This is a genomic window from Lysobacter hankyongensis (assembly GCF_039543145.1).
GTDB classification, from domain to species: Bacteria; Pseudomonadota; Gammaproteobacteria; order Xanthomonadales; family Xanthomonadaceae; genus Lysobacter_I; species Lysobacter_I hankyongensis.
The window spans coordinates 200,358-223,252 of the sequence record NZ_BAABJE010000014.1; the positions used below are offsets into that span (position 1 = coordinate 200,358).

A 22,895-nucleotide genomic window follows, 5' to 3' on the forward strand; every position below is an offset into this window, starting at 1 on the left:
CATGGCCGTGCGCATTGCACTGCATTCCACGAGGTTCGCACGACCGCCGGCATGCGCGTGCGCGTCGCTATACTGGATCGATGCAGCGATCGTCCCACGGCCCCGATCTGATCGTCCTCCGCCGCGAAGGCCTGTATTGTCCGGCCGGCGATTTCCACATCGACCCCTGGATGCCGGTGGCGCGCGCCGTGATCACCCACGGCCACGGCGATCATGCGCGCGGCGGCATGGGCGAGTATCACGGCACGCGCGACGGCCTGCCGATCCTGCGATGGCGTCTGGGCGAGCAGCGCTTCCACGCCTACGCCTACGGCGAACGCTTCCGTCTCGGCCGGGCCACGGTGTCGCTGCATCCGGCCGGGCATGTGCTCGGCTCGGCGCAGGTGCGGGTCGAATGCGACGGCGAGGTCTGGGTCGCGTCCGGCGACTACAAGCGCCAGCCGGACCCGACCTGCGCGCCGTTCGAGGTCGTGCCCTGCGATGTGTTCATCACCGAAGCGACGTTCGGCCTGCCGGTCTACCGCTGGCCCGCGACGACGGACGTGGCGCGCGAGATCCTCGAATGGTGCGATCACTGCGCGCGCGAAGGCGATGCCGCGGTGCTGCTGTGCTACGCGCTCGGCAAGGCGCAGCGCATTCTCGCCGAGCTGGGCGCGCTGACCGATCGACCGGCGCATCTCCACGGCGCGATCGCGGCCGGCGTCGATGTCTATCGCGCCGAGGGCATCGCGATGCTGGAAACGCGGACCGTCGCGGAGTCCGCAGCCGGCGCGGATTTCGCCGGTGCGCTCGTGCTGGCGCCGCCGTCCGCCGCCGGCAGCCCGTGGCTGCGGCGATTCCGGCGCGCGCAGCTGGGATTCGCCTCCGGCTGGATGCGCCTGCGCGGAAACCGGCGCCGGCGCGGCTACGACCGCGGCTTCGTGATCTCCGATCACGCGGACTGGCCGGATCTGCTGCGCACGATCGTCGCCACCGGCGCGTCCCGGGTGATCGCGACCCACGGCAATACCGATGCGCTGATCCGCGCGCTCAACGAACGCGGCATCGCGGCGGAGGCGTTTCCGACCCGGTTCGGCGACGACGACGCATGAAACGCTTCGCCGCGCTGTATCGCGATCTCGACCGCAGCACCGCGACGCTCGACAAGCGCGCCGCGCTGGTCGGCTATTTCGGCGAAGCGCCGTCGCGCGATGCCGCATGGGCGCTGTGGCTGCTGGCGGGCGGCAAGATCGGCGGCGGCAAGGCCGGCGGCGGCAAAGCCGGCAAGATCGCGGACACGCGCGAACTGCGGCAGTGGATCGCGGAAGAAAGCGGCAATGCCGACTGGCTGGTCGACGACTGCTACGACCAGGTCGGCGATCTCGCCGAAACGCTGGCGCTGCTGCTGGACGATCCGGTCGCGGCCGACCGCGAACCGCGATCCCTCGCCGACTGGATCGAGGATCGGCTGCTGCCGCTGGCCGGCGCCCCGGTCGAAGCCAGGCGCGCCGTGGTCGTCGATGCCTGGCGGCGCCTGCCCTTCGACGAACGCCTGCTGTTCAACAAGCTGCTCACCGGGGCGCTGCGCGTCGGCGTGTCGCAGCGCCTCGTGCAGCAGGCGCTGTCGACGCTGTCCGGCATCGAGATCGCGCGGATCGCGCAGCGCATGCTCGGCGACTGGACGCCGACCGCGACCTTCCTCGCCGACCTGCTCAATCCGGAGGCGCTCGCCAGCGACCGCGAGCAGCCGTATCCGTTCTTCCTCGCCTCTCCGCTCGACGCCGACGTGGCCGATCTCGGCGACATCGCCGACTGGTCGCTGGAATGGAAATGGGACGGCATCCGGCTGCAGGCGATCCGCCGCAACGGCGGCGTCGCGCTGTGGTCGCGCGGCGAAGAGCGTCTCGACGGTCGCTTTCCGGAAATCGAAGGCGCGATCGCCGCCCTGCCCCGCGATTGCGTGATCGACGGCGAGCTGCTGGCGTGGGGCGACGACGACGATGCGCCGCTGCCGTTCACCGCGCTGCAGACGCGCATCCAGCGCCTCAAACCCGGTCCGAAGACGCTCGCCGCGACCCCGGTACGGATGCTCGCCTACGACCTGATGGAGCTCGACGGCGAAGACTGGCGGCCGCGACCGCTGTCGGAACGGCAGGCGGCGTTGGCGGCGCTGCTGCGCGAAGCACCCGACGGCCGCATCCGTCCGTCGCCCGTGCTCGGCGCGCCGGACTGGGCGTCCGCGGCCGGCCTGCGCCTGCAGGCGCGTGCGCGCGGCGTCGAAGGCCTGATGCTCAAGCGCCGCTCCTCGCCGTATCAATCCGGGCGCCGGCGCGGCGACTGGTGGAAATGGAAGATCGATCCGCTCACGATCGACGCGGTGATGATCTACGCGCAGTCGGGTCATGGCCGCCGCAGCACCCTCTACACCGACTACACCTTCGCGGTCTGGGATGGCGATGCGCTGGTGCCGGTCGCGAAAGCCTATTCGGGGCTCGACGACCGCGAAATCCTCGCGCTCGACAAATGGATCCGGGCGAACACCCTCGAACGCTTCGGGCCGGTGCGGTCGGTGCGCGCCGAGCAGGTGTTCGAACTCGGCTTCGAAGGCGTGAACCGCAGCCGCCGGCACAAATCCGGGATCGCCGTGCGCTTTCCGCGGATCCTGCGCTGGCGCCACGACAAGCCCGCCGCCGAGGCGGATCGCCTCGACACGCTGCGGGCGCTGGCGCAATGAGCGCCGATCGCGAGCCTGTGGAGCGCGACGCCGCAGGCAAGGCGCTCGCCGCATGGTTCGCCGCGCGCGGCTGGACGCCCGCGCGATTCCAGCGCGAGGTCTGGCGACGCTACGCGCGCGGCGAATCCGGTCTCATCCATACGCCGACCGGCAGCGGCAAGACGCTCGCGGCGATCGGCGGCCCGCTGATCGAGGCGCTGCGGCGCCAACGCGCAGCGCAGCGCGCGGCGTCCGCATCCACATCGCGCAGGCGCGCGGCGAACCCGAGGCGACTCGCGGTGCTGTGGATCACGCCGCTGCGCGCGCTGGCGATGGACACGCTGCGCGCCCTGCGCGCGCCCATCGACGAACTCGGCCTGGACTGGCAGGTGGCCCTGCGCACCGGCGATGCGGGCGCCCGCGACAAACGTCTGGCCAGAAACGGCCGGGTCGATGTGCTGGTGACCACGCCCGAGTCGCTCGCCCTGCTGCTGTCCTATCCGGAGGCGGCGGAGAATTTCGCGCATCTGCGCGCGGTCGTCGTCGACGAATGGCACGAACTGGTCGGCAACAAGCGCGGCGTGCTGCTGCAACTGGGGCTGGCGCGGCTGCGCGCGCTGTCGCCGGTACTGCGCCTGTGGGGCTTGTCGGCGACGCTCGGCAACCTCGAGGAAGCCCGCGACGTTCTGCTGCCGCATGCGCCGCACGGCGCGATCGTGTCGTCGCCGCTGCCGCGCGCGGTGGCGGTGGAGACGCTGCTGCCGGACGCCGGCGAGCGCTTCGTCTGGGCCGGCCATCTCGGGCTGGGGCAACTGCCGCGCGTGGTCGAGCGGATCTTCGCCGCGCGCACGAGCCTGTTGTTCACCAACACCCGCGCGCAGGCGGAGCTGTGGCATCAGGCGCTGTCCGTGGTCTGGCCGGAGGATCCGTCGACGCTGGCCCTGCACCACGGGTCGCTCGACGCATCACTGCGCGCCGATGCCGAACAGGGCCTGCGCGACGGTCGCATCCGCTGCGTCGTCGCCACGTCCAGTCTCGATCTGGGCGTGGACTATCCCACGGTCGACCAGGTGTTCCAGATCGGCAGCCCCAAGGGCATCGCGCGGCTGCAGCAGCGCGCCGGGCGTTCGCGCCATCGCCCGGGCGAATCGGGCCACGTGATCTGCGTGCCCACCCACGCGCTCGAACTCGTCGAATACGCGGCCGCGCGGATCGCGCTGGGACGCGGCGACATCGAGCCGCGACCGCCGCCGACGCTGTGCGAGGACGTGCTGGCGCAGCACTGCGTCACCCTCGCACTGGGCGGCGGATTCTCGGCGGATGCGCTCTTCGCCGAAGTGCGCGGCACCCATGCGTACGCGGCGCTGGACGCCGGGCGCTGGCAGGCCGTGCTCGACTTCATCGTTCGCGGCGGCCAGGCGCTGGAGGCGTACCCGGACCATCATCGGGTGGTGCGCGACGACGACGGCATGTACCGCGTCCACGATCGCCGCATCGCGCTGCGCCATCGGCTTTCGATCGGCACCATCACCAGCGACGGCTCGGTGTCGGTGAAGCTGCTGCGCGGCGCGCGCCTGGGATCGATCGAGGAAAGTTTCGTCGGTCGCCTGCGTCCCGGCGATCGCTTCCAGTTCGCCGGCCGCATGCTCGAACTGTTCCGGCTGGAGGACATGACCGCATTCGTGAAGATCGCGAAGGGCGCGGGCGGCGACGTGCCGCAGTGGCAGGGCGGACGGATGCCGCTGTCGAACCGGCTCGCGCACGAAGCCGAGGCGCTGTTCGGCCTCGCGCGCGACGGCGCGCCGCGGGTGCCGGAGCTGTCCGCCATCGCGCGGCTGCTCGCGCTGCAGCGACGCCTCTCCGATCTTCCCGCGCCGGGCCGGCTGCTGGTGGAATGCATCCGCGCCCGCGACGGCGAGCACGTCTTCGTGTATCCGTTCGCGGGTCGCCTCGTACACGAAGGATTGGCGGCGCTGTGCGCGCTGCGCCTGGGGCGATCACGCAAGAACAGCTTCCGCTACGCCGCGAACGACTACGGCTTCATGCTCTCGCCGGCCGATCCGGTCGCGCTCGATGTCGACGCCGTGCGCGCGATGCTGGCGCCGGCGCATCTGCTCGACGATCTGCGCGAGGGCATGAATCTCGGCGAGCTGTCGCGCCGCCAGTTCCGCGAGATCGCGCGCATCGCCGGCCTGCTGGTGCCGTCGCTGCCCGGCGGCGCGCCGAAATCCATGCGCGCGGTGCAGGCATCGAGCGGGCTGATCTTCGACGTGTTGCGACGCTTCGACCCGGACCACGTCCTGCTCGCCCAGGCGGAACGCGAGGTGCTGGAGGTGCAGCTCGATCTGCAGCGCATCGAGGCGGCGCTGGACGACTGCGCGCGGCGCACCATCGCGCTGCACGCGCCGTCCGGCTTCACCCCGCTGTCGTTCCCGCTGTGGACCGACGGGTTCCGCGGGCGGCTCAGCACCGAGGACTGGCAGGCGCGCGTCCGCCGCGCCGCGGCGCAACTGGAGAAACGCCATGCCCGCTGACATCGGCGTACGGGTCGGCGGGCACCCGATGCGCGCGCTGGCCGAACGCGCCCTGTTCTGGCCCGCGCGTTCGCGATTGATCCTGTCCGACCTGCATTTGGGCAAGGCCGACGCGTTCCGTCGCTTCGGCATCGCGATGCCCACGGGCGGAACGGCGCTCGATCTCGAACGCCTGTCGGCTCTCGCGGCGCGCACCGGCGCGCGCGAGCTCTGGATTCTCGGCGACTTCCTGCATGGCGCGGTCGAAGCGGCGTCCTGGCGCAGCCGATGGCATGCCTGGCGCGACGCCCATGCGACGCTCGACATCCGCGTGCTGACCGGCAACCACGATGCCGCGCTCGCGACGGCACGCCTCGGCGTCGGGCTGCTGGGACCTGCGGTGGACGAAGACGGCCTCGCCTTCCGGCATGCGCCAGAGACAGTCGCTGCGCATCATGTCGTCTGCGGCCATGTGCATCCGGTGTCGCGGCTGCCGTCGCTTCCGGGGCGCTGGCCGATCTTCTGGCTCGGGCCCGAACGGACCGTGCTGCCCGCCTTCTCGCTGTTCACGGGCGGCTGCGAGATCGAGATCGCGGACGGCGAACGCTTCGTGGCCTGCGTCGAATCCGAAGCGGTCGCTTCGTTCGCGGGCGACGCACCTACAACTGCGACTTGATCGGCAGCACCAGCTTCTCGAAGAACTTCTCCCGGAACGGGCGCGCTTCCCACATCGCATACGTGTAGGACTTCGCATGCGCCATGTCGGCTTCGAAGACCGCGGTCATTTCGGTGGCGAACGCCCGATCGTAGACGTTCATGCTGGCCTCGTCGTTGAGCTGGAACGACCGGACGTCGAAATTGGTCGATCCGACCGACACCAGTTCCTCGTCCACGATCAGCATCTTGTTGTGCATCATCGTCGGCTGGTACTCGTGGATCTCGACGCCGCCGAGCAGCAGTTCGCCCCAGTGCGCCTTGGAGGCGAGACGCACGGTTTCCGAATCGATGTGCTTGCCGGGCACCATGATCCTGACGCGCACGCCGCGCGCGCGCGCCGCGAGCAGCGCCTTGATGATCAGCGGATCGGGGACGAAATAGGCCGCATGCAGATCGATGGTTTTCGTGGATGCGGCGATCGTCATCAGATACATCAGGTGCATGCTTTCGCTGCCCCCGGAGGGCGATGCGACGAACATGTGCGCCGGCATGTCGCCGACCTCGGCGAGCGGCGGGAAATAGTCCTCGCCGTTGAGCACTTCGCCGGTGGTCTTGATCCAGTTGTCGTTGAACGCGGCCTGGAACTGCAGCACCACGGGCCCCTCGACCTTGAAATGCAGATCGCGCCAGTGCTCCGGATCCTGGGCGTGCCCGGTCCACTGATCCGCGACGCCGACCCCGCCGGTGAAGCCCACGCGACCGTCGATCACGAGGATCTTGCGATGCGTCCGGTTGTTGAGCCGGCCCAGGTTGTACCACTTCAGCGGCCGGTACTTCTCGACGACGACGCCCGCCGCCTTCATGCGCTCGATCAGCGCGTCCTCCATCTTGATGCTGCCGACCCAATCCAGCAGGACATTGACCTTGACGCCGGCGCGGGCGCGCTCCGACAGCGCTTCGGCGAACGCCTTCCCGGTGTCGCCCGACCAGTAGATGTAGGTCTCGAAATTGATGGTGCGCCGCGCGCCGCGGATCGCATCGAGCATCGCCGGGAAGATTTCGTCGCCGTTGTTCAATTCGGTCACGCGGTTTCCGGGCAGGATGCCGGGACCGAGCATGACGCCCATCTCGCGGCGGAACTGCGGGTCCGCGATCGCATGGCGATGGTCGAGTCGGCGCTCGATGCGCTTTTCGGGCGTGGCGAAATTCATCGCGATGGCGGCGATGACGATCGTGATGGCGATGGTGATGATGACGGTCAGCATCCGTCCTTTGCTCCAGGCCAAGTCTCACCTCTTCGACGATGCCGCTCGCGGCCCTCGCGCCCCGTTGCGGTGCGGAGGCGCGCGGAGCGCGTTGGCCGGAGATGCTATACCTATCCGCGAGCGCGTCCGGCAACGCGCGACGAATGGCGATTCCACAGCGCGTTTTGCACAGCGATCGCGCGTTTTGCACGTCGTCATGCGCATTTCTGAAGCGGCGCCGAGCGCGTACACGCGCGGATCTCCCGCCGCCGTGTGCGGTGTTAGCCTCGGATACCTTCCCTCTGCCCCGTATCGGAATCGCCATGCCGATCGACGACGCCACCCCCGCTTGCCCCGGAACGCTCCGATCGCGCGCGCGGCCATGGCGCATCGCCTCCGCGGCTGCGTTCGCCATCGCGCTGTCCGCGTGCGGTGAACGGGCGCAACTCCTGGCCAACGAGGACTCCGGAGCCACACCCAAGATCGTCGCGCCGGAGCAACGCCTCATCCCTACCATCGATATCGCCCCCGCCGTCGGCTGGTCCGCATCGTCGCTGCCGGTCGCGGCGGACGGCTGGAAGGTCACCGCCTTCGCGCGCGATCTGTCGCATCCGCGCTGGCTCCATGTGCTCCCCAACGGCGACGTGCTGGTGGCGGAAAGCAATGCGCCCCCGGGCAAGTCCGGCATCCGCGGGCTGCGGGGCGCGATCATGGGATCGGTGATGAAGCGGGCGGGCGCCGGTGTGTCGAGCGCCGACCGGATCACCCTGTTGCGCGACGCCGATGGCGATGGCCGGGCCGAGACGCGCAGCGTGCTCCTCGACGGCCTGCATTCGCCCTTCGGGATGGCGCTGGTCGAGGACACGCTGTACATCGCGAATGCCGATGCGCTGGTGCGGGTGCCCTATGCCGTCGGCGACACACGCATCGACGCGGCGCCTGTGAAGCTGTTCGACCTGCCGGGCAAGGGCGATGATCTCAATCATCACTGGACCAAGAGTCTGCTCGCCAGCGCCGACGGCTCGCGGCTGTACATCGGTGTCGGTTCGAACAGCAATGTCGGCGAGAACGGCATGGCCGCCGAGGCGGGTCGCGCGTCGATCTGGGAATTCGATCTCCGCAGCGGCAAGGGACGCGTGTTCGCTTCCGGCCTGCGCAATCCCGTGGGGCTGGCATGGCAACCGGCCAGCGGCGCGCTGTGGACGGTGGTGAACGAACGCGACGAACTGGGCAGCGACCTCGTGCCCGATTACTTGACCGAAGTGCGCGAAGGCGCGTTCTACGGTTGGCCCTATCGCTACTACGGTCGTCCCGATCCGCGCGCGCCGGCACCGCCGCAAGGCGGCGCACCGCCGCCCGCCATCCTTCCGGACTTCGCGCTCGGATCGCACGTGGCGCCGCTGGGCTTGGCATTCGATGCGAGCGGCGCTTACATCGGCCTGCACGGGTCGTGGAACCGGACACCGCTCAATGGCTACAAGGTCGTCTTCGTGCCGTTTTCCGCCGGCAGGCCGCAGGGCGCGATGCAGGACATCCTGACCGGATTCGTCGACGATGCCGGCAACGCGCGCGGCAGGCCGGCCGGTGTCGCCATCGATGCGCGCGGTGGCGTGCTGGTGGCCGACGACGTGGGCAACGCCGTGTGGCGTGTCTCGGCGATGCCACGATGAGGGCGGGATGCGGGCACGCCGCCAGTGGCGGCGCGCGGATGCTGCAGGCATCGCCGCAGGAGGCCGGCGCCTGATGGCCGCATCTCCGCTGTGGATGATCGTCGACCTGGCCCTGGCGATGTCGCTGGGCGGCATCGTCGGTCTCGAGCGTGAAATCAAGGATCGTCCAGCGGGATTCCGCACCCACACCCTCGTCGCGGGCAGTGCCGCGCTGCTCGTCTGCATCGGCCAATCGGTACTCGCCGACGCGCGCTTCTCGCACATGTCGAATGTCGTTGTGGATCCGCTCCGTCTGGTCGAGGCGGTCGTCGCGGGCGTCGCCTTCATCGGCGCCGGCACGATTTTCGCCAGCCGCGAGCGCAACACCGTCATCGGCATCACCACCGCCGCGTCGCTGCTCATCGTCGCCGTGATCGGCATCGCGATCGCCTTCCGCTACTACGTCCTGGGCATCGGCGCCGCGGCGCTGACGTTGCTGGTCCTGACCGCGCTCGATCGGATCGAACGCAGGATTTCGGCGAGGCTCAAGACGCGACAGGGCGACGACACGGACGGTTCCGCACACGAATGACGTCCGTCCGCCGCACCGCGGCGGATCCTGCGTGCGCGATCCGCAGGGCGATGCTGCAGGCCGACCCCATCGCATGCACACGCATTCACGCACGTACGCACACGCCTGCGCACATGAGGCCATCGTCTTCGCATCGAGTCGCGCACGCGCGCTTGCACATGCGCAGCCCGCGTATTGCACGAACGCGTGATCGGACGATGCGAAATGCGCGTGAAGGTTTCGTTGCGATCGCCGCGGAAGCGCATGGCGCGGTGGATTCGCCGATGGCATGGAACTTGCACCTATTTCCATGGCTGCGGCACTTCGCCGTGGTTTCCCCCGACGCAGGTATCCCCATGAACGAACACGAGAAGAACATCGACAAGACCCTGGACAAGGATCTCAACCGCGATCCGATCACCGGTACGCCCGGCTCGCATCCGGTCGGCACCGGCATCGGCGCAGCCGCGGCCGGCGCCACCGGCGCGGCCATCGGCGCTGTGGCCGGCCCTGCGGGCGCGCTCGCGGGCGCGGCCATCGGCGCGGTCGTCGGCGGCCTGGCCGGCAAGGGCATCGGCGAAGTCGTGAATCCGACCGCCGAAGACGCCTACTGGCGCAATCAGTATCCCAACGAACCCTACTACGCGAAGGAGCACAGCTACGACGACTACGCGCCGGCCTATCGCACCGGCTATGAAGCCCGCGCGCGATATGCGGACCGCCGTTTCGAGGATGTGGAAACGGATCTGCAGCGCGAATACGACGCGCAGCGTGGCCAATCCACGCTGTCGTGGGATCGTGCACGCACGGCGGCGCGTGCCGCGTGGGACCGTGTCGAGCGCGCCATGCCGGGCGATTTCGATCGCGACGGCAAGTAAACCCCACGCAGGTCGTCGCGACCAGGCGTGCGCACGAAAGGAATGCGATGGTTCGCATTCGTGTCATCCCGGGCCCGCGTCTTTCGCGGGCCCGGCCACGAAGCGCGATCGGTGCGGAAGACTTCCGCCTCGTCCTCCTCGTCTTCGCCATCGCCTGCCGACGATCGATGCCATCGCGACCGGAGGCGGCGGCATTCACGATGTCTCGATGCGATTCCCCAACCGCCGGTGCAGCATGCTCAGGACGGTCAGGGGAATCACCGCCGAATACAGCAGTTGCTCCCTGAGCAGAAAGGAAGGGATCGTGGCGATCGCAGCGAGCGCCAGCAGTACCCAGGAATAGCGGGCGGTCCGCCCGGCGCCGGAACGATCCTCGCGCCCGACGAAACCGGCGGGCGTGCCGAGCGTGGTGAGAACGCCCACCGCGAGGATGCAGAGGAACAGGCCGCTCTCCCGCAGATCGTTGAGCGACTGCAGTATCCAGAGCTGGTTCGTGAGCGCGGAAAAGCCGCCGACGACGAGATACGCATTCACGCCGAGGAGCATGCGATTGAGTGGGCGACCGCGCGCGAACGCCAGCGTGAGCAGGACCTGCAGCACGGCGATCGCGCCGCCGGCCATGAAGGCGATCAGCCAATCCTCCAGGCCGGGCGCTCCGTGCCGGAACGCGACCAACAGGAAGCCGCTCAGGGGGAGGAACTGCAGCAGATGGGACGCAAGCCCGACGAGGGGCGAGGCTGTCGGCTTGCCGGTCATGCGGTCTGCTGCTTCTGCGCCGCCAAGGACAGCAGGGCCAGCCGTCTCCTGTCGAGAGACATCACGATGTCCACCCAGGCATCGAGGTCGGCATGGAAATCCGCGCGCGACAGCGGTGAAGCGCGCCTGCGGATGTCCGCCATCGCCTGGTGGGACCGGAACGCGCCATGGCGCTTCTTCACGAAGTCGACGACGGCGCCCTCGCCTTCGCCGGTCTCGACGACGACATCGACGATCCCCATGGCCTTCAGTTCGTCGGCGCTGAAGGTTTTGCCGGTGTGGCAGACCGCCTCGTAATCGCTACGCGACAAGCGCCGTGCCAGGATCGGAAGCGCGCCCATGCCGGGAAAGATGCCGAGCTGGATTTCCGGAAAACCGAATTCCGACTGCCGCTCGGCGAACAGATAGTCGCAGGCGACCGCGACCTCGAATCCACCGCCGATGCAGCGACCCTGCACCAGCGCGATGGAAGCCACGCCTTTCCCGAAACCGGAATGCAGCGCGTACATCATGTCCGCCGACTGCCGCGCATACGCCATCAACGCGTCGCGGTCCAGGGTCAGGATCATCTCCTGGAAATACCCGAGATCCGCGCCAAGCGTGAACACCCCATCCCAGCGGGAACGCATCACGAAATAGCGCAGCGCATGCGAGGCCGGAGAAGTGCCGTCGATCAGGGTGGAGACACCGTAGCCCATGTCCTGCAGCAACTCGCGGCTGAAGCATGGCTTCCCGCAGGCGCGCCAGGTGGACCACAGGAGATGCAGCGACGCATCGTGCTCCGCGGAGTAACGCTCGGAAATCGGAAACGACATCAGCCCGTCGTCGGGCACGCTCTGGATGTTGGACATGGGGGTCAGAAGTATCGTTTGTAGATGAGGAAAATCCTGGTCTCGACAGGGCTCGCGCCGTATTCGCTGAATGCCGACCCGGACAAGACGTCCACGCCCGCCTTGATGGCATCGGCGTCCGCGACATCCCAGATGACGGCGCCGCGGACGAATCGGCTGTCGTCGTCGAAGCCATGGATCATCGTGGTTTCCAGCTCGACGTTGTCGCGCAGCTTGACGTCGCTGATCCTGAAGAACATCTTTTCCCGCCGAAGTTCGGGCGTCGCGATCAGGCTGCCGGCCAACCCGGGATCGCCCAGCCCGGTGCGCAGCGAGCGCTCGAGACTCGAGAACTCTGCATCCGAATAGCCGTTGGCGTTGCGCCAGTACTCGGCCGTGAACGTCCACCCCGCATCCGAGGTGTACTGGCCGCCGACGACGACGTCCGCGAACCATCCGTCCCGATCTTCCGCCGTCCCGACCAATGCATTCTGCGCATCCGCAACGGGCCGCGGCCGATCGCGGTCGCTGCGCAGGGCCATTTCCGCATAGGCCGTCATCTTGTCGCCGATGACCGTCGACAGATTGAGCCCCACGCCCGGGTTTTCGGCGTAATAGCCGATGAGCGAGTAATCGGTCGAAACCGCGTCGATTCTTCCGGTCAACTGCACGAGCGCACGGACGCGATCGCTCCCGTCCTCGGGCGAAACCACCGCCGCCTGCACGCTGTAGGCCTGACCGAAATGCGACCAGCCGACGAGATCGTCCCCCTTCTTTTCCGCACGACGATCCTCGTCGGCGAGCGTGCGGTCTTCCGGCTTGTCGAGGTTGAGGAAATCGGTGGGATTCCGTCCGAGCGCCACGCCATTCACGATCCGCCTGCGACCCGCGAACACGAAGGAGGACGCCGCGATCTCCTTTTCCCAGTTCGCCTCGTCCACGCGGACCTGCGCGACCCGGTCGCCAGAGCGCGAGGACCGCACGAACTCCGGGCGCAGCTGCGCAGAGAGTTTGCCGACATCGAGAGCGAGATTCGCCCGGATCACCGCGACGACGGACGCCCGGCTGGCATTGTCGCCATGCTCTTCCAGATCGTGCCGGGCGCGCACGCTGGCATACCCGGACAGATCGAGGCCGGACCCTGCAGCGTCGCCTGCCTCGTCGCTCTTCTCCGCTTCGACGCCCGACTCATCGGACGCCATCGGAGCCGGCGCAGGCGCCTCTTGCTGCGCGGCCACGCAAACGCCTGCATGCAGGCAGGCGACGAGCAGGCAGAGGCATCCGAAGCGGTTAATGCGACAGTCTCCCGAGATACGACGGCTGGTAGTACTCGGCAGGCGTTTCCTTGATCTTGAAATTGGAGAACGTCAGCGTCGCGCTGACCGAAGGATTGATCGCATCGGTGATCTCCAGCACGGTCGGCCGCTGTCGACCCAGCACGGACTTGTAGCCGCCGTACTGGATCGTTCTGACCAGCTTGCCGGACAACGAAAAGAACTCCGCCTTCAGCGGTCGATAGTCCTGCTCGCCGACCCAGAGCTGGATCGTCTGATAGCTCGAAGTGCCTTGCTTCGCGCGAAGGGACAGCTTCAGCGCCGGCGTCTCGCCCACGCGCACCTTTTCGATGCGCTCGGTGCCGTAGTCGATGCTGAAGACCACGCGCGCCACGTCGGCGTTGGACACCGCGCCGACCAGCTGCTGCTGCGCCGAAATGCGGATCGGGCGATTGGTTCCGGGGATATGGATCCACATGTTCGGTCCGTCCAGAAGCAACGCGCGCCCACGCTGCTTGAGCGGTTGGCGGTACAGCACCAGGCTCTTCGTGCTTTCGCGGACCGACACCTCGAATTCGCTCTCGCTCTGCCCGCTCCGCGTCCTGGACTGCAACTGCACGGTGAAGGCGAAATTCGGCGAGGGCGAGCGGACGGCATCCGTCTTCCGGAGGATGTCCGCCGCATCCATGTCCTGTGCGCGCACGCTTGCGGCGCAGAGGCCGATCGCAAGGCAGACGGAAACGATCTTGATGAATGTCATGAGTGATGCAGCGCCTTGATGATGTCCATCCGGGACGCGAGATACCCGGGATAGAACGACGACAGGGTGGAAGCCGCGACCGAGGTGAGGAACGCGTAGAGGAAGGCTTTCGGGCTCAGATTGATGAATGCGGTGTACCCCGAGGACATGCCCGGCGGTGCCGCGACATCGATGCCGCCGAGGGCGTTGATGCCGTAGGCCAACAAAGCGCCAGCGGTCAGACCGAGAAGCCCGCCGATGATGCCGATCAGGACGCCTTCGAAGACGAACATCTTCACGATGCCGGCGCGCGTCTGGCCGATGGCCCGCAGCGTGCCGATTTCGCGGAACCGCTCGAACGCGGACATGCCCATCGTGTTGGCGATGCTGAGGAAGACCACGATCCCGAGCACGATCGAAGTCAGGCCGAAGATGCTGGTGTACAGGTTGACGACGCCGCGATAGAACTCGGCGAGCTGCAGCCAGGTGCGGTATTCCAGTCCCGGCCGATTCCTCAGCGACGTTTCGATGACCGTCTGCAGTTCGGGCGTCTGCCGGGTCTCGTTGGCCAGCACCAGGATCTTCTCGACCTTCTGCGTATCGACCAGGCGCTGCAGCAGCGGCAGCGGGACCTTCACGTAGACGTTGTCGTATTCTTTCGATGCGGTGCGGATGATGCCGACCACCCTGCAGTCGATCGCATTGACCACGCCATCCAGCGTCGTACTGAGGATGGTGAGCGACGCGTCTTCGCTGGCGTGCAGTCCTTTCGCGAGCCCAGACCCGATCACGCAGCCGTCGGGCGTATCCTCGTCCAGCTGCCGGCCTTCCAGCACGATCTCGAAGGCCGAGAATTCCTCTTCCCGCTCGGGCATGACGCCGATGAGACGGGCGGAAAGCGTGGTCTCGCCGTTGCTGATCAAGCCGGAACCGGACAAACGCCAGGTCGTCGCGCTGACCAGCGGGGAGCGCCGGATGTCCGCTTCGATCGCCGCGGGATCGTCGATCAGATACTGCTCCGAAAGCCCTGCCCCCTGTTCGAAGTAACCTTTCTTCGCGATCTGGAAGTGGCCCAACTGGGTCCTGATCGTGGTTTCGCGCAATCCCTCGAACGAGAAGTCGATGAATCCGCCGAACACGATGATCGCGGACGCCGCCGAGACGATCGACAGGAACGTGATCGCTGTCCGTCGTTTGTTCCGGAACACGTTCCGGAGCGCGAGCTTCCACGTATTCATGCGACCAGCGTCCCGTCTTCGATGCGAACCTGCTTGTGGGCGAATGCGGAGACCTTCGGATCGTGGGTCGAGAAGATCAGCGCGGTCTTCAGTTCGCGGTTCAACTCCGACATCAGCGCGAGGATCTCGGTCGCCGTATGGCTGTCCAGGTTCGCGGTCGGCTCATCGGCGAGGACGAACCCGGGATTGGTGATGAGCGCGCGTGCGATCGCGACCCGTTGCTTCTGTCCACCCGACAATTGATCCGGACGCTTGTGCTGATGCTGCGCGAGCCCGACCCGTTCGAGGATCGCGCCGACGCGACGTTTCCGCTCGCCAGCGGCGGCTCCGCCGATGATCAGCGGGTATTCGATATTCTCGAACGCGTTCAGGACCGGAATCAGATTGAAGGACTGGAAAATGAAGCCGATGTGGAGACGCCGGATCTCGGCCTTCGCCGCGTCGCTCAGGCGCGACATGTCCTTGCCCATGATCCTGACGGCACCGCTGTCGGGCGTCAGCAGGCAGCCCATCACGTTCAGCAGGGTCGACTTGCCGCTGCCGGACGGCCCGACGATCGAAACGATCTCGCCCTGGTCCACGCGGAAATCCACCTCGCGAATCGCGCTGGTGCGCTGCTCGCCGATCCGATAGGTGTGCGAAACGCCGTCAAGCTCGATCATCGAACGGCCTTTCTCGCCTTCTCGGCCCAGACGGAGCGTGGAGCGACGCTGCGGGCCTTGGCGTAGAACTTGTTCGCCACATCGACCTGGCCGCGCTTCGCGACCAGTTGCCCCAGCTTGAAGTAGATCTCGGAGAGCCGCTCCGGCGCGACGCGCGCACCCGCCTGCGCCGCCTTCACCACGAACAGATAGTCGTCCTGCGCGGTCTTCTCCCGGGAAAACATCGGCGGCAGCTCGTAGGCGACGCTGCCGCGAATGATGCGCACGGTCAGATTGTCCGGCGCCCGTCTGACCGCGCGATCGAGCAGGGCCAGGCCCTTGTTCGTGTTGCCGACCTTGTTGACCGTCAGGCTGCTGTCCCTGGCGAGCATCGCATGGGCGCTTCCCAGATACGCCAGCAGTTCCGCGTCCGCCGGATTCATCGCGGAAGCGCGCTTCAGATATTTCACCGCGTCTTCCGAAGCCGAATCCACCCGCAGCCAGGCGAGTTGATGGCTGGCGATGCCGGCCGCCTTCAGCCAGCCGGCATGATCGGCGTTGGACGCAAGCTGCGTTCTGGCCTGCCGCAGCACCGCCTCAAGCTTCTGCCGGTCCACGACGCCATAGGGAATCTGCTGCGCGGACGCGACGAACGACGCCACCAGCATGGCGACCGCAAGACACACTGAGTATCGCGAATGTCCCACCGAACCTCTCCTTCGATTCCGTTGCCGGCAGGCTGCCGGTCACGGTGTGCTGCCGCCGCCGGAGATGGCAGCGGCGACGAACCGGACGCGCGAGCGGCCGATCCGTCGGATGCGATCCGGGCGATCCCCGATTCGCGACTCGAACGCGCCGGCCCGAACGCCTGATGGCGCGTCCTCCAACAACTGTCTAAACCAATTCCTTGACCTGCCGCAGCGTGAAGCGCCACGGCCAGAGCCGTCGCGGCCTGAAGTAATAGCGCAGCCCCGCGCGCTTGTACCACCGCTCGGCCAGATACGGATTGATGAAGTCCGAGAAGTGATAGCGCTTCAGCGACGCGTCGCCGCGGTTGAACACCAGGAACGAAAAATTCATGAACATCGGATAGCAGACGTAACCGTAGGCCATCTTGACCGCATGCCGTCGGTCGGATCGATCGAACATGATCTCGAATCCGAGCTTGAGATACGTCGGCAGCCGATGCCGATAACCTTCGGCGACGACGAAGGACACATCCCGGCTCAGCGACAGATCGAGGAAGCATTTGAACAGTCCGTTGAGCACCGCCGGACGCTCGCGATAATGATCGTCGACCGCCAGACGGCCGACGTGCATCAGTCTGCCGACCTGTCTCAGCCGATCGAGCGAGGAGCCCATCTCGATTTCGAGCGGAAACGGCCGGCCCTTCCGGTCGAGGATGCAGCGCATGCAGCCGACGATGCGACCCGCGTCCTTGGCGACGAAAATGTAGGAATCGGCGGCGAGCTCCTTTTCCGTCTTGGAGACGATCTCGGCGATCTCGGCGACCGTCTTCATGTTGCCATCATCGCCCGGACGGTAGATCTGCCGCGCGAAGAAATCGCAGAACGTTGGAAATTCCGGCGAGTCGACAAGGAGGCGATGAAACTCGAACTCCTGGATCGAGAAGCGTTCCTGGCGGCCATTACCCCGACCGAACCAGACGAGGTTCAGGAAAATCGTCAGCAGCCCCAAGGAAATGCACAGGACATACGGAATGATCAGGTACAGCACGTCCGGCATCAGCAGCACGCTGGCGAGCAGCGAAAGCGCATAGGCGGCGGTCCAGATCAGCGAGGACACGATATGGAGCGACCGCAGCCCCTTGCCGTTGGAATAGAACGCCGTGAACGGCTTTCCGAACAGAAGCAGGACGGTCGAAAGCGCCGTCAACCAGGCGAAAATGATGATGCCGGCGTAGCCCGTGTAGTCCTTGGTCACGTAGTCGAGGATCGCCAACCCCGTATAGAGCACGAGCATCGAGATCGAAACGGGCGACCTGATCTGGAATCGGAACTCGATCGCGACCACCGCGACGTAAAGCAACGCGCACATGGCGTACGCGTAGTAATCCTGGAACAGCGAGATCAGACCCAGGCCGACGATCATGCTCCCGAAGGACAGGAACATGAAGAGCACCGGAAACAGCGTCTCCTTCTCGTCCTTTTCCACATTCGCTGCGATCTCTTCGGCACTGGCCATTCTGCGTTTCTTCCAGACAGATCCATTCAATTCCATTCCGCCGATGCGCTGCGGCGACCGCGTGGCGCGCGCCTCTCCCGCATCGGTCGCATGCCGGCGGTCGCGCGCATGCGCCACGACCGCAGTCGCCGCCGCGGCCGCGATCGTCGGGACGGCACGATCGATCGCGCATCGGGCGACGGTCACCGGCAGCGCGTTGCTGGCCGGCGACGCGTCCGTTGGCGGTCGGCGTCAGTGTCTCGGCCGCTCGAATCCGACGACGTACGTCCCGCGCTCGGGCATCGAACACACCAGCACCGCCTGTCCGCCCGCACGCTCGAAGAGGTGATGGAGCGCGTACGGCACCAGCGGCGCGGTGAAGACCGTCGGGCCGCCGGCGAGCGCCAACGCCAGGACTTCCGCACCGCTCCAGCCTTCGGGCAGTTCGAAATCAGCGTCGCCGGCGATGTTCGAGCAGAACGCGAGCCGCCAGTCGTCGGGCGAGCACGGCGACTTGCCGAGCACCAGCCCCGAAGCGCCATCGATGCGCGGCCGATCGTCGTTCAACGCATCCAGCGCGTCGCACTGGACACCGCAGATTTCCTCGGATCCGATCACCAGGAAGTGATCGGACCGGTTGTGCGCGAAGGAGAGATACGCGTGTTCGAGCGCTGCGCACAACCCGAACGCACCGTCCTGGAACGCGATCGCCGTGGCGTGCGTATCGAAGACGGCGGAGGTCTGGGTCGTGATCGCACTGGGGATCGAACTGGGCAGCAGCATCGTGTCGGTCTTCAGCCAGCCGTTGCGCATGCCGACGGTCTCGAACTCCCAGGCGATGGGGGTGATCGCGGTACACGATGCGACGGCGACCCCTGTGCGGTTTCCGTCGTAGTCGTCGCGTGCGGACACCGTCGCGATCAGCTCCCTTCCCAGCAGCGCGGCGAGGATGGTGCTTTTCGCGGCCGATCGCGCGCGGGCGACGCCGCTGCTGCGCATCAGCGGCAGCGACAGATCGGTCGGCGTGCACACCGCATCGGAATTCTTCAGTCGATAGCCGCCGGCGCCGTCGAATTCGACCGGGTTCGCCATGGCCGAATACGCCGCATGGGTCGCGGCGACGGCGGCATGGTCCGGCTTGCGCGTCCAGCCGATCGAATTGATGTATGGCCCATTCTCAAGCATGACGATGCTCATTGGACTGTCTCCGGAGGCAGGATGACCGCAGCGGCATTGATGCCGCCGAATCCGAGCGCGGTGACGAGCATGGGGCCGGGTTCGACGGCATGCGGCCGGTCCAACGCCAGAGTCATGTTCGCGTATTCGGGATTTCTGGTGCCGACGACGTGGGGGAAGATGCCCCGCTTGTTGGCCTCGCAGGCGGCGAGAACGTTGAAACCGCCGGATGCGCCCATGGTGTGTCCCAGCGAGCCCTTCGTCGACGTGCACAGCGGCGACTTGTCGCCGAAGACGATCTGCGCGACCGCGGCCTCGGTCTTGTCGTTCTGACGCGTCCCGGTGCCGTGCCAGAAAATGCCTCTCACGTCGGGAGGTTCCAGACCCGCCTGCTGGATCGCGGTCTGCACGACGCTGGCCACGCCGACCGGATTGGGCTCGACCATGTGCGCGGCATCGCAGAAGACGGACGTGCCCGTGATCAAGCCCAGGACATCCTGCGCGGCGATCAGACCGTCGCGCGTCAACAGCATGGCCACGGCGCCTTCACCGACGGTCGTTCCGTCGCGCTCGGCATCGTACGGACGACATCCGTTTTTGGACATCGCGCCGATGTTGTTGAAGCCCACGGACGCGACCCGCGACAGCGTGTCGATGGCGACCAGCAGCACCGCATCGCTCAGACCGGCATTGATCCGGTCTGCCGCGTAGGACAGCGCGACCAGACAGGACGCGCACGCCGCGGACGTGGTCGTTCCCGGCAGCGAACGGCCGAGACCCGCATTGACTTCCCTGATCAGGTTGTCGACCACCACGCCTTCCCAGGTGGACATGGAGATCGTCTCGTCGGGAATGCTCGCCTGACGATGATCGACGACCTCGGACAACGGGCCGGGATCGCCGTGCGAGGTCGCGATCATCAGCGACAGCCGGGTCTGCGGGTTGGCATCGAGGAGATCGTCGACGGCTGCGCGCATCTGCGTGCCCACGATCTTCGCGAGCACGCCGGTCCGGCAGTTGAACGGCGGCTGCCCATCGATGCCCGGAAAATCGAGAATCGCGGACAACGGCGGACTGTCCGGCCAGTTGGGAATCAGGTCCGCTCCGTTCGAGAAGACCCGCTTGCCTTCCAGCAGCGACTGCCAGCATTCCTCCCAGCTGCTGCCGATGTTCGCGATCGCGCAGCAGTGTCTGGAGATGGAAATCGGTTTCTTGTATGGCTCTATCATGGCACCGTCCGAATGGGGTGGAATCAAAGCGCGCCGGAAACGACCGGCGTGTTGATCAGTGCGCCCATGCCCGAGACCCGGCAGATCAGCCGTTCGCCCGCATGCACGACACCTTCGTAGATGGTTTTTCCGGCGATGACGTCGCTGACGGTCACTTCGGCCGTGATGGTTTCGCCGATGAACGCGGGAGACACGAATTCGCCCTTGCAGCGCGCCAGAACACCGACGCCGCCGGAACCGCGCTTGCCGCCGCTGGACAGCACATCCAACAGCATCGTCGCCTGTCCGACGAACTCGATGTAAAGCACGCCCGGCATGATCGACGGGCCGTCGGCGAGATGCGCCGCCATCATCGGGTCGGCGCCGGAGATCGCCTTCTGCACCACGATGCGCTTCTTGTCCCAGCTGATCACCCTGTCCAGCAACAGCCATGGCGAGCGATACGGCACCAGCCGGACGATCTGGTGGTAATCGAGCGTCTGCGGGTATTCGACTTCGGCGTCCGTCATGCGGGCACGCTCTCTTCTTCCTTCGCCTGGATCAGCTCGGCGACGATCGTCTTGAGCTGCTCGCCGGTCCTCACCTCGGGCATCCTGTCGTCCGGGATGCGCACGTCGAAGCGTTTCTGGACCTCCACGACCAGCGCCACCGCGCCGAGGGAGTCCATCGAATAGGCCTCGTAGAAATTGGCGTCCATGGCGAACTCGTCGAGTTCCCGATCCAGGGCGATTTCAACGATTTCCTTGATTTCACCGATGCTGATGTCAGTCACGATCTTCCACCTTTCCTTGTCAGAGTTCAGAGTGCGGTCATGCCGCCGTCGATTTGTAGCGTTTGTCCCGTGATGTAACGCCCATCCGGCCCGAGCAGGAAACCGACCAGGCCCGCCACGTCGGAAGGTTTTCCAAGCGAACGCAGCGGTGTGCTCTTGAGCAGGCGCTGGACGGACGCCGCCGGCGTTTCCTCGATCATCCGGCTCTCGATGACGCCCGGCGAGACCACGTTGCAGGTCACGCCGAACCTGCCCATCTCCACGGCGATCACTCGACACATGCCTTCCATGCCGGCCTTCGCGGCGGCATAGCTGAGCTGCCCGGGATTGCCCTTCGTCGCGGTCACCGAACCGATCAGGACGATGCGACCGTCGCCCGCGACCATCAGGGATTTCGACAGCGCGCGCACGAAATTGAAGGCGCCGGTGAGATTGGTCTGGATCACCGCATTCCATGCCTCGTCGGTGATCAGCGCGATCGATCCGTCCTTGACGATGCCGGCGCTGTAGACGAGATCCGGCGCGCTCCCGAAATCCTTTTCGACCGCCTGCACCAGACGCACGACATCCGCGCTGTCGCAGACATCGACGCCGTACCAGCGAACGTTCGCATCGTCCGCGGGAACGCGCTCCGAGGGGCGGGATCGCGGCGAATGGGTCAGCGCGACGCGACGGCCATCCTGCAGCAGGCGAAGCGCGATGGCTTCGCCGATGTTTCCGCTTGCTCCGACCACCAGGCAAGGTCGTTTCGACATTCACTTCTCCTTGTTCGAAATGCTTTCCGTTCTGTCGCCGATCGTTCCGCCACGATTGATGACGAAGACCGACGCAGGATCCCCTATCGAGATCGTCCGCATCGCGCGCGACATCATCGAGACCCTTGCACGAAGACGCGCGGCACCATCGATCCGGCGTCGAAGCCGGCTCGAATCAGCGAAATGGAATCCCCTCGATCCGCGCGCGCGAGTGCGCGATTACTTCACGCGATGGCGGGTCATTGTCATTGTCGCGCGTGACAGCGCCGTGTCGCCGGATCTTTGCCCGTCGGAAAAGCGATCGGCCATTCGTGGCGCGGCGAATCCCCATGTCCGATACGGGATCGACATTTGCCCCTTCGGCGGGACAAGGACGATGCGATATTCAAATTCTCCATTTCCCCTGTGCATTCCTTTCTTGGCGACGATCCGGGCAGGCATGAACGCGCTGCCATTCGACGCTGGATCCAAAAAACCACTCCAAGTCCATTGCCTTGCAAGATACTGCAGCGTACTGCACGCGCATTTCGACAGGCGACCGTCAATTCGCGAGCTTCGATGGCAGGCCGATCATATGGCACCCGACGCCGGGCGTGCTTTGATCTGGATCAACGCCGACCGCTTTGCCGTCCGATGCATGCGCATCCAGGATCGGTATTCCCGAAATACGCCGGAAATTCGACCTCGACGCACCCGTTTCCGTCGCGCGAACCACACGCAACGAATGCACAACTGTATATACGGCTTTATTTTCCCGAGATATCCGCGCTCTGTGCTTTGCAATCATCGGGATGTCGACTCGCACCGACTATAATCACGAAATTACGCGATTGCAAATCAAAAAAATGATCGTTCTCTTCTGCGTCCGCACGTGCGCCAACGCGGCCCTGGATTCCGATCACCGAAGTTGCCGACACAAAAAAAGCTTGTTTCGATCAATCGCATTGTTCGTGCCGGTTTGATCGCGTATTTGCCGAAAATAGCGGTCTGCATGGCGTGATTTTCCATTCCGGCGTGAAGCGTTCGCATCGCAACGTCGGCGATGCAGCGGTGAATCGCATGTCCATTCGCAGTCATCGATCCTCGCGCGGCGCGGC

At 66.2% G+C, this 22,895-nt stretch carries 22 protein-coding genes; 8 read left to right on the forward strand and 14 right to left on the reverse strand.

What is annotated here, in order from left to right; translation table 11 throughout:
• Positions 1–80 precede the first annotated feature (80 nt).
• From ABD974_RS12925 to pdeM, 4 genes are read left to right on the forward strand one after another with little or no spacing between them, the layout of a single operon-like run.
• Positions 81–1,091, forward strand: a complete 1,011-nt coding sequence (locus tag ABD974_RS12925) for a ligase-associated DNA damage response exonuclease (protein WP_345303749.1) — start codon at positions 81–83, stop codon at positions 1,089–1,091.
• On the forward strand, positions 1,088–2,713 hold the full coding sequence (locus ABD974_RS12930; protein ID WP_345303750.1) for an ATP-dependent DNA ligase: 1,626 nt from the start codon (positions 1,088–1,090) through the stop codon (positions 2,711–2,713). The genes ABD974_RS12925 and ABD974_RS12930 overlap by 4 nt, the downstream gene beginning before the upstream one ends.
• On the forward strand, positions 2,710–5,226 hold the full coding sequence (locus tag ABD974_RS12935) for a ligase-associated DNA damage response DEXH box helicase (protein ID WP_345303751.1): 2,517 nt from the start codon (positions 2,710–2,712) through the stop codon (positions 5,224–5,226). The genes ABD974_RS12930 and ABD974_RS12935 overlap by 4 nt, the downstream gene beginning before the upstream one ends.
• The gene (pdeM, locus tag ABD974_RS12940; RefSeq protein WP_345303752.1) at positions 5,216–5,881 is read left to right on the forward strand and encodes a ligase-associated DNA damage response endonuclease PdeM; all 666 of its coding nucleotides are present in this window, start codon (positions 5,216–5,218) and stop codon (positions 5,879–5,881) included. Before ABD974_RS12935 ends, pdeM begins: the two co-directional genes overlap by 11 nt.
• Here the strand turns inward: pdeM and ABD974_RS12945 are convergent.
• The gene (locus ABD974_RS12945) at positions 5,865–7,127 is read right to left on the reverse strand and encodes a phospholipase D-like domain-containing protein (RefSeq protein ID WP_345303753.1); all 1,263 of its coding nucleotides are present in this window, start codon (positions 7,125–7,127) and stop codon (positions 5,865–5,867) included. The genes pdeM and ABD974_RS12945 overlap by 17 nt on opposite strands.
• A 38-nt stretch (positions 7,128–7,165) precedes the next feature.
• Between ABD974_RS12945 and ABD974_RS12950 the strand changes: the two genes are divergently transcribed.
• The 3 genes from ABD974_RS12950 to ABD974_RS12960 all read left to right on the forward strand — a co-directional run bounded on the left by ABD974_RS12950 (position 7,166) and on the right by ABD974_RS12960 (position 10,204).
• Entirely contained in the window at positions 7,166–8,776 is a 1,611-nt protein-coding gene (locus ABD974_RS12950; RefSeq protein ID WP_345303754.1) for a PQQ-dependent sugar dehydrogenase, read from the forward strand.
• 73 nt (positions 8,777–8,849) lie between these two features.
• The gene (locus ABD974_RS12955; RefSeq protein WP_345303755.1) at positions 8,850–9,347 is read left to right on the forward strand and encodes an MgtC/SapB family protein; all 498 of its coding nucleotides are present in this window, start codon (positions 8,850–8,852) and stop codon (positions 9,345–9,347) included.
• Positions 9,348–9,682: 335 nt separating this feature from the next.
• Positions 9,683–10,204, forward strand: coding sequence for a hypothetical protein (locus ABD974_RS12960; RefSeq protein WP_345303756.1), 522 nt, complete (start codon positions 9,683–9,685; stop codon positions 10,202–10,204).
• A gap of 195 nt (positions 10,205–10,399) precedes the next feature.
• Here ABD974_RS12960 and ABD974_RS12965 read toward each other — a convergent pair whose 3' ends face one another.
• The 13 genes from ABD974_RS12965 to ABD974_RS13025 form a co-directional block, all read right to left on the reverse strand.
• Positions 10,400–10,960, reverse strand: a complete 561-nt coding sequence (locus tag ABD974_RS12965; RefSeq protein WP_345303757.1) for a hypothetical protein — start codon at positions 10,958–10,960, stop codon at positions 10,400–10,402.
• Positions 10,957–11,811: a crotonase/enoyl-CoA hydratase family protein gene (locus ABD974_RS12970; protein ID WP_345303758.1), complete on the reverse strand. Its 855-nt coding sequence runs from the start codon at positions 11,809–11,811 to the stop codon at positions 10,957–10,959. Before ABD974_RS12970 ends, ABD974_RS12965 begins: the two co-directional genes overlap by 4 nt.
• A gap of 5 nt (positions 11,812–11,816) precedes the next feature.
• On the reverse strand, positions 11,817–13,028 hold the full coding sequence (locus tag ABD974_RS12975) for a hypothetical protein (protein ID WP_345303759.1): 1,212 nt from the start codon (positions 13,026–13,028) through the stop codon (positions 11,817–11,819).
• 52 nt (positions 13,029–13,080) lie between these two features.
• Positions 13,081–13,824 (reverse strand): outer membrane lipoprotein-sorting protein, encoded by a 744-nt coding sequence (locus ABD974_RS12980; protein WP_345303760.1) that lies wholly within the window; start codon positions 13,822–13,824, stop codon positions 13,081–13,083.
• Positions 13,821–15,041: an ABC transporter permease gene (locus ABD974_RS12985; RefSeq protein WP_345303761.1), complete on the reverse strand. Its 1,221-nt coding sequence runs from the start codon at positions 15,039–15,041 to the stop codon at positions 13,821–13,823. The genes ABD974_RS12980 and ABD974_RS12985 overlap by 4 nt, the downstream gene beginning before the upstream one ends.
• The gene (locus ABD974_RS12990; protein ID WP_345303762.1) at positions 15,038–15,703 is read right to left on the reverse strand and encodes an ABC transporter ATP-binding protein; all 666 of its coding nucleotides are present in this window, start codon (positions 15,701–15,703) and stop codon (positions 15,038–15,040) included. The genes ABD974_RS12985 and ABD974_RS12990 overlap by 4 nt, the downstream gene beginning before the upstream one ends.
• On the reverse strand, positions 15,700–16,389 hold the full coding sequence (locus tag ABD974_RS12995; protein ID WP_345303763.1) for a tetratricopeptide repeat protein: 690 nt from the start codon (positions 16,387–16,389) through the stop codon (positions 15,700–15,702). Before ABD974_RS12995 ends, ABD974_RS12990 begins: the two co-directional genes overlap by 4 nt.
• A 187-nt stretch (positions 16,390–16,576) precedes the next feature.
• Positions 16,577–17,887 (reverse strand): N-acyl amino acid synthase FeeM domain-containing protein, encoded by a 1,311-nt coding sequence (locus ABD974_RS13000; RefSeq protein WP_345303764.1) that lies wholly within the window; start codon positions 17,885–17,887, stop codon positions 16,577–16,579.
• A gap of 231 nt (positions 17,888–18,118) precedes the next feature.
• Positions 18,119–19,063, reverse strand: a complete 945-nt coding sequence (locus tag ABD974_RS13005; protein WP_345303765.1) for a beta-ketoacyl-[acyl-carrier-protein] synthase family protein — start codon at positions 19,061–19,063, stop codon at positions 18,119–18,121.
• Positions 19,060–20,271 carry a beta-ketoacyl synthase N-terminal-like domain-containing protein gene (locus tag ABD974_RS13010; protein WP_345303766.1) on the reverse strand — a complete coding sequence of 404 codons (1,212 nt, stop codon included), beginning with the start codon at positions 20,269–20,271 and terminating at the stop codon, positions 19,060–19,062. The genes ABD974_RS13005 and ABD974_RS13010 overlap by 4 nt, the downstream gene beginning before the upstream one ends.
• 23 nt (positions 20,272–20,294) lie before the next feature.
• Positions 20,295–20,780 carry a 3-hydroxyacyl-ACP dehydratase FabZ family protein gene (locus ABD974_RS13015; protein WP_345303767.1) on the reverse strand — a complete coding sequence of 162 codons (486 nt, stop codon included), beginning with the start codon at positions 20,778–20,780 and terminating at the stop codon, positions 20,295–20,297.
• Positions 20,777–21,043 (reverse strand): acyl carrier protein, encoded by a 267-nt coding sequence (locus ABD974_RS13020; RefSeq protein WP_345303768.1) that lies wholly within the window; start codon positions 21,041–21,043, stop codon positions 20,777–20,779. Before ABD974_RS13020 ends, ABD974_RS13015 begins: the two co-directional genes overlap by 4 nt.
• 26 nt (positions 21,044–21,069) lie before the next feature.
• A complete protein-coding gene (locus ABD974_RS13025; RefSeq protein ID WP_345303769.1) occupies positions 21,070–21,798 on the reverse strand; it encodes an SDR family oxidoreductase in 729 nt (242 codons plus the stop codon).
• A gap of 58 nt (positions 21,799–21,856) precedes the next feature.
• Between ABD974_RS13025 and ABD974_RS13030 the strand changes: the two genes are divergently transcribed.
• Entirely contained in the window at positions 21,857–22,612 is a 756-nt protein-coding gene (locus tag ABD974_RS13030; protein WP_345303770.1) for a hypothetical protein, read from the forward strand.
• Positions 22,613–22,895 lie beyond the last annotated feature (283 nt).

Excerpts from the sequence above, each read along its gene's own strand:
- ABD974_RS12925 (WP_345303749.1), top strand. The coding sequence starts at position 81 with ATGCAGCGATCGTCCCACGGCCCCGATCTGATCGTCCTCCGCCGCGAA.
- ABD974_RS12930 (WP_345303750.1), top strand. The coding sequence starts at position 1,088 with ATGAAACGCTTCGCCGCGCTGTATCGCGATCTCGACCGCAGCACCGCG.
- ABD974_RS12935 (WP_345303751.1), top strand. The coding sequence starts at position 2,710 with ATGAGCGCCGATCGCGAGCCTGTGGAGCGCGACGCCGCAGGCAAGGCG.
- pdeM (WP_345303752.1), top strand. The coding sequence starts at position 5,216 with ATGCCCGCTGACATCGGCGTACGGGTCGGCGGGCACCCGATGCGCGCG.
- ABD974_RS12945 (WP_345303753.1), bottom strand. The coding sequence starts at position 7,127 with ATGCTGACCGTCATCATCACCATCGCCATCACGATCGTCATCGCCGCC.
- ABD974_RS12950 (WP_345303754.1), top strand. The coding sequence starts at position 7,166 with ATGCCGCTCGCGGCCCTCGCGCCCCGTTGCGGTGCGGAGGCGCGCGGA.
- ABD974_RS12955 (WP_345303755.1), top strand. The coding sequence starts at position 8,850 with ATGGCCGCATCTCCGCTGTGGATGATCGTCGACCTGGCCCTGGCGATG.
- ABD974_RS12960 (WP_345303756.1), top strand. The coding sequence starts at position 9,683 with ATGAACGAACACGAGAAGAACATCGACAAGACCCTGGACAAGGATCTC.
- ABD974_RS12965 (WP_345303757.1), bottom strand. The coding sequence starts at position 10,960 with ATGACCGGCAAGCCGACAGCCTCGCCCCTCGTCGGGCTTGCGTCCCAT.
- ABD974_RS12970 (WP_345303758.1), bottom strand. The coding sequence starts at position 11,811 with ATGTCCAACATCCAGAGCGTGCCCGACGACGGGCTGATGTCGTTTCCG.
- ABD974_RS12980 (WP_345303760.1), bottom strand. The coding sequence starts at position 13,824 with ATGACATTCATCAAGATCGTTTCCGTCTGCCTTGCGATCGGCCTCTGC.
- ABD974_RS12985 (WP_345303761.1), bottom strand. The coding sequence starts at position 15,041 with ATGAATACGTGGAAGCTCGCGCTCCGGAACGTGTTCCGGAACAAACGA.
- ABD974_RS12990 (WP_345303762.1), bottom strand. The coding sequence starts at position 15,703 with ATGATCGAGCTTGACGGCGTTTCGCACACCTATCGGATCGGCGAGCAG.
- ABD974_RS13000 (WP_345303764.1), bottom strand. The coding sequence starts at position 17,887 with ATGGCCAGTGCCGAAGAGATCGCAGCGAATGTGGAAAAGGACGAGAAG.
- ABD974_RS13005 (WP_345303765.1), bottom strand. The coding sequence starts at position 19,063 with ATGAGCATCGTCATGCTTGAGAATGGGCCATACATCAATTCGATCGGC.
- ABD974_RS13010 (WP_345303766.1), bottom strand. The coding sequence starts at position 20,271 with ATGATAGAGCCATACAAGAAACCGATTTCCATCTCCAGACACTGCTGC.
- ABD974_RS13015 (WP_345303767.1), bottom strand. The coding sequence starts at position 20,780 with ATGACGGACGCCGAAGTCGAATACCCGCAGACGCTCGATTACCACCAG.
- ABD974_RS13025 (WP_345303769.1), bottom strand. The coding sequence starts at position 21,798 with ATGTCGAAACGACCTTGCCTGGTGGTCGGAGCAAGCGGAAACATCGGC.
- ABD974_RS13030 (WP_345303770.1), top strand. The coding sequence starts at position 21,857 with ATGACGAAGACCGACGCAGGATCCCCTATCGAGATCGTCCGCATCGCG.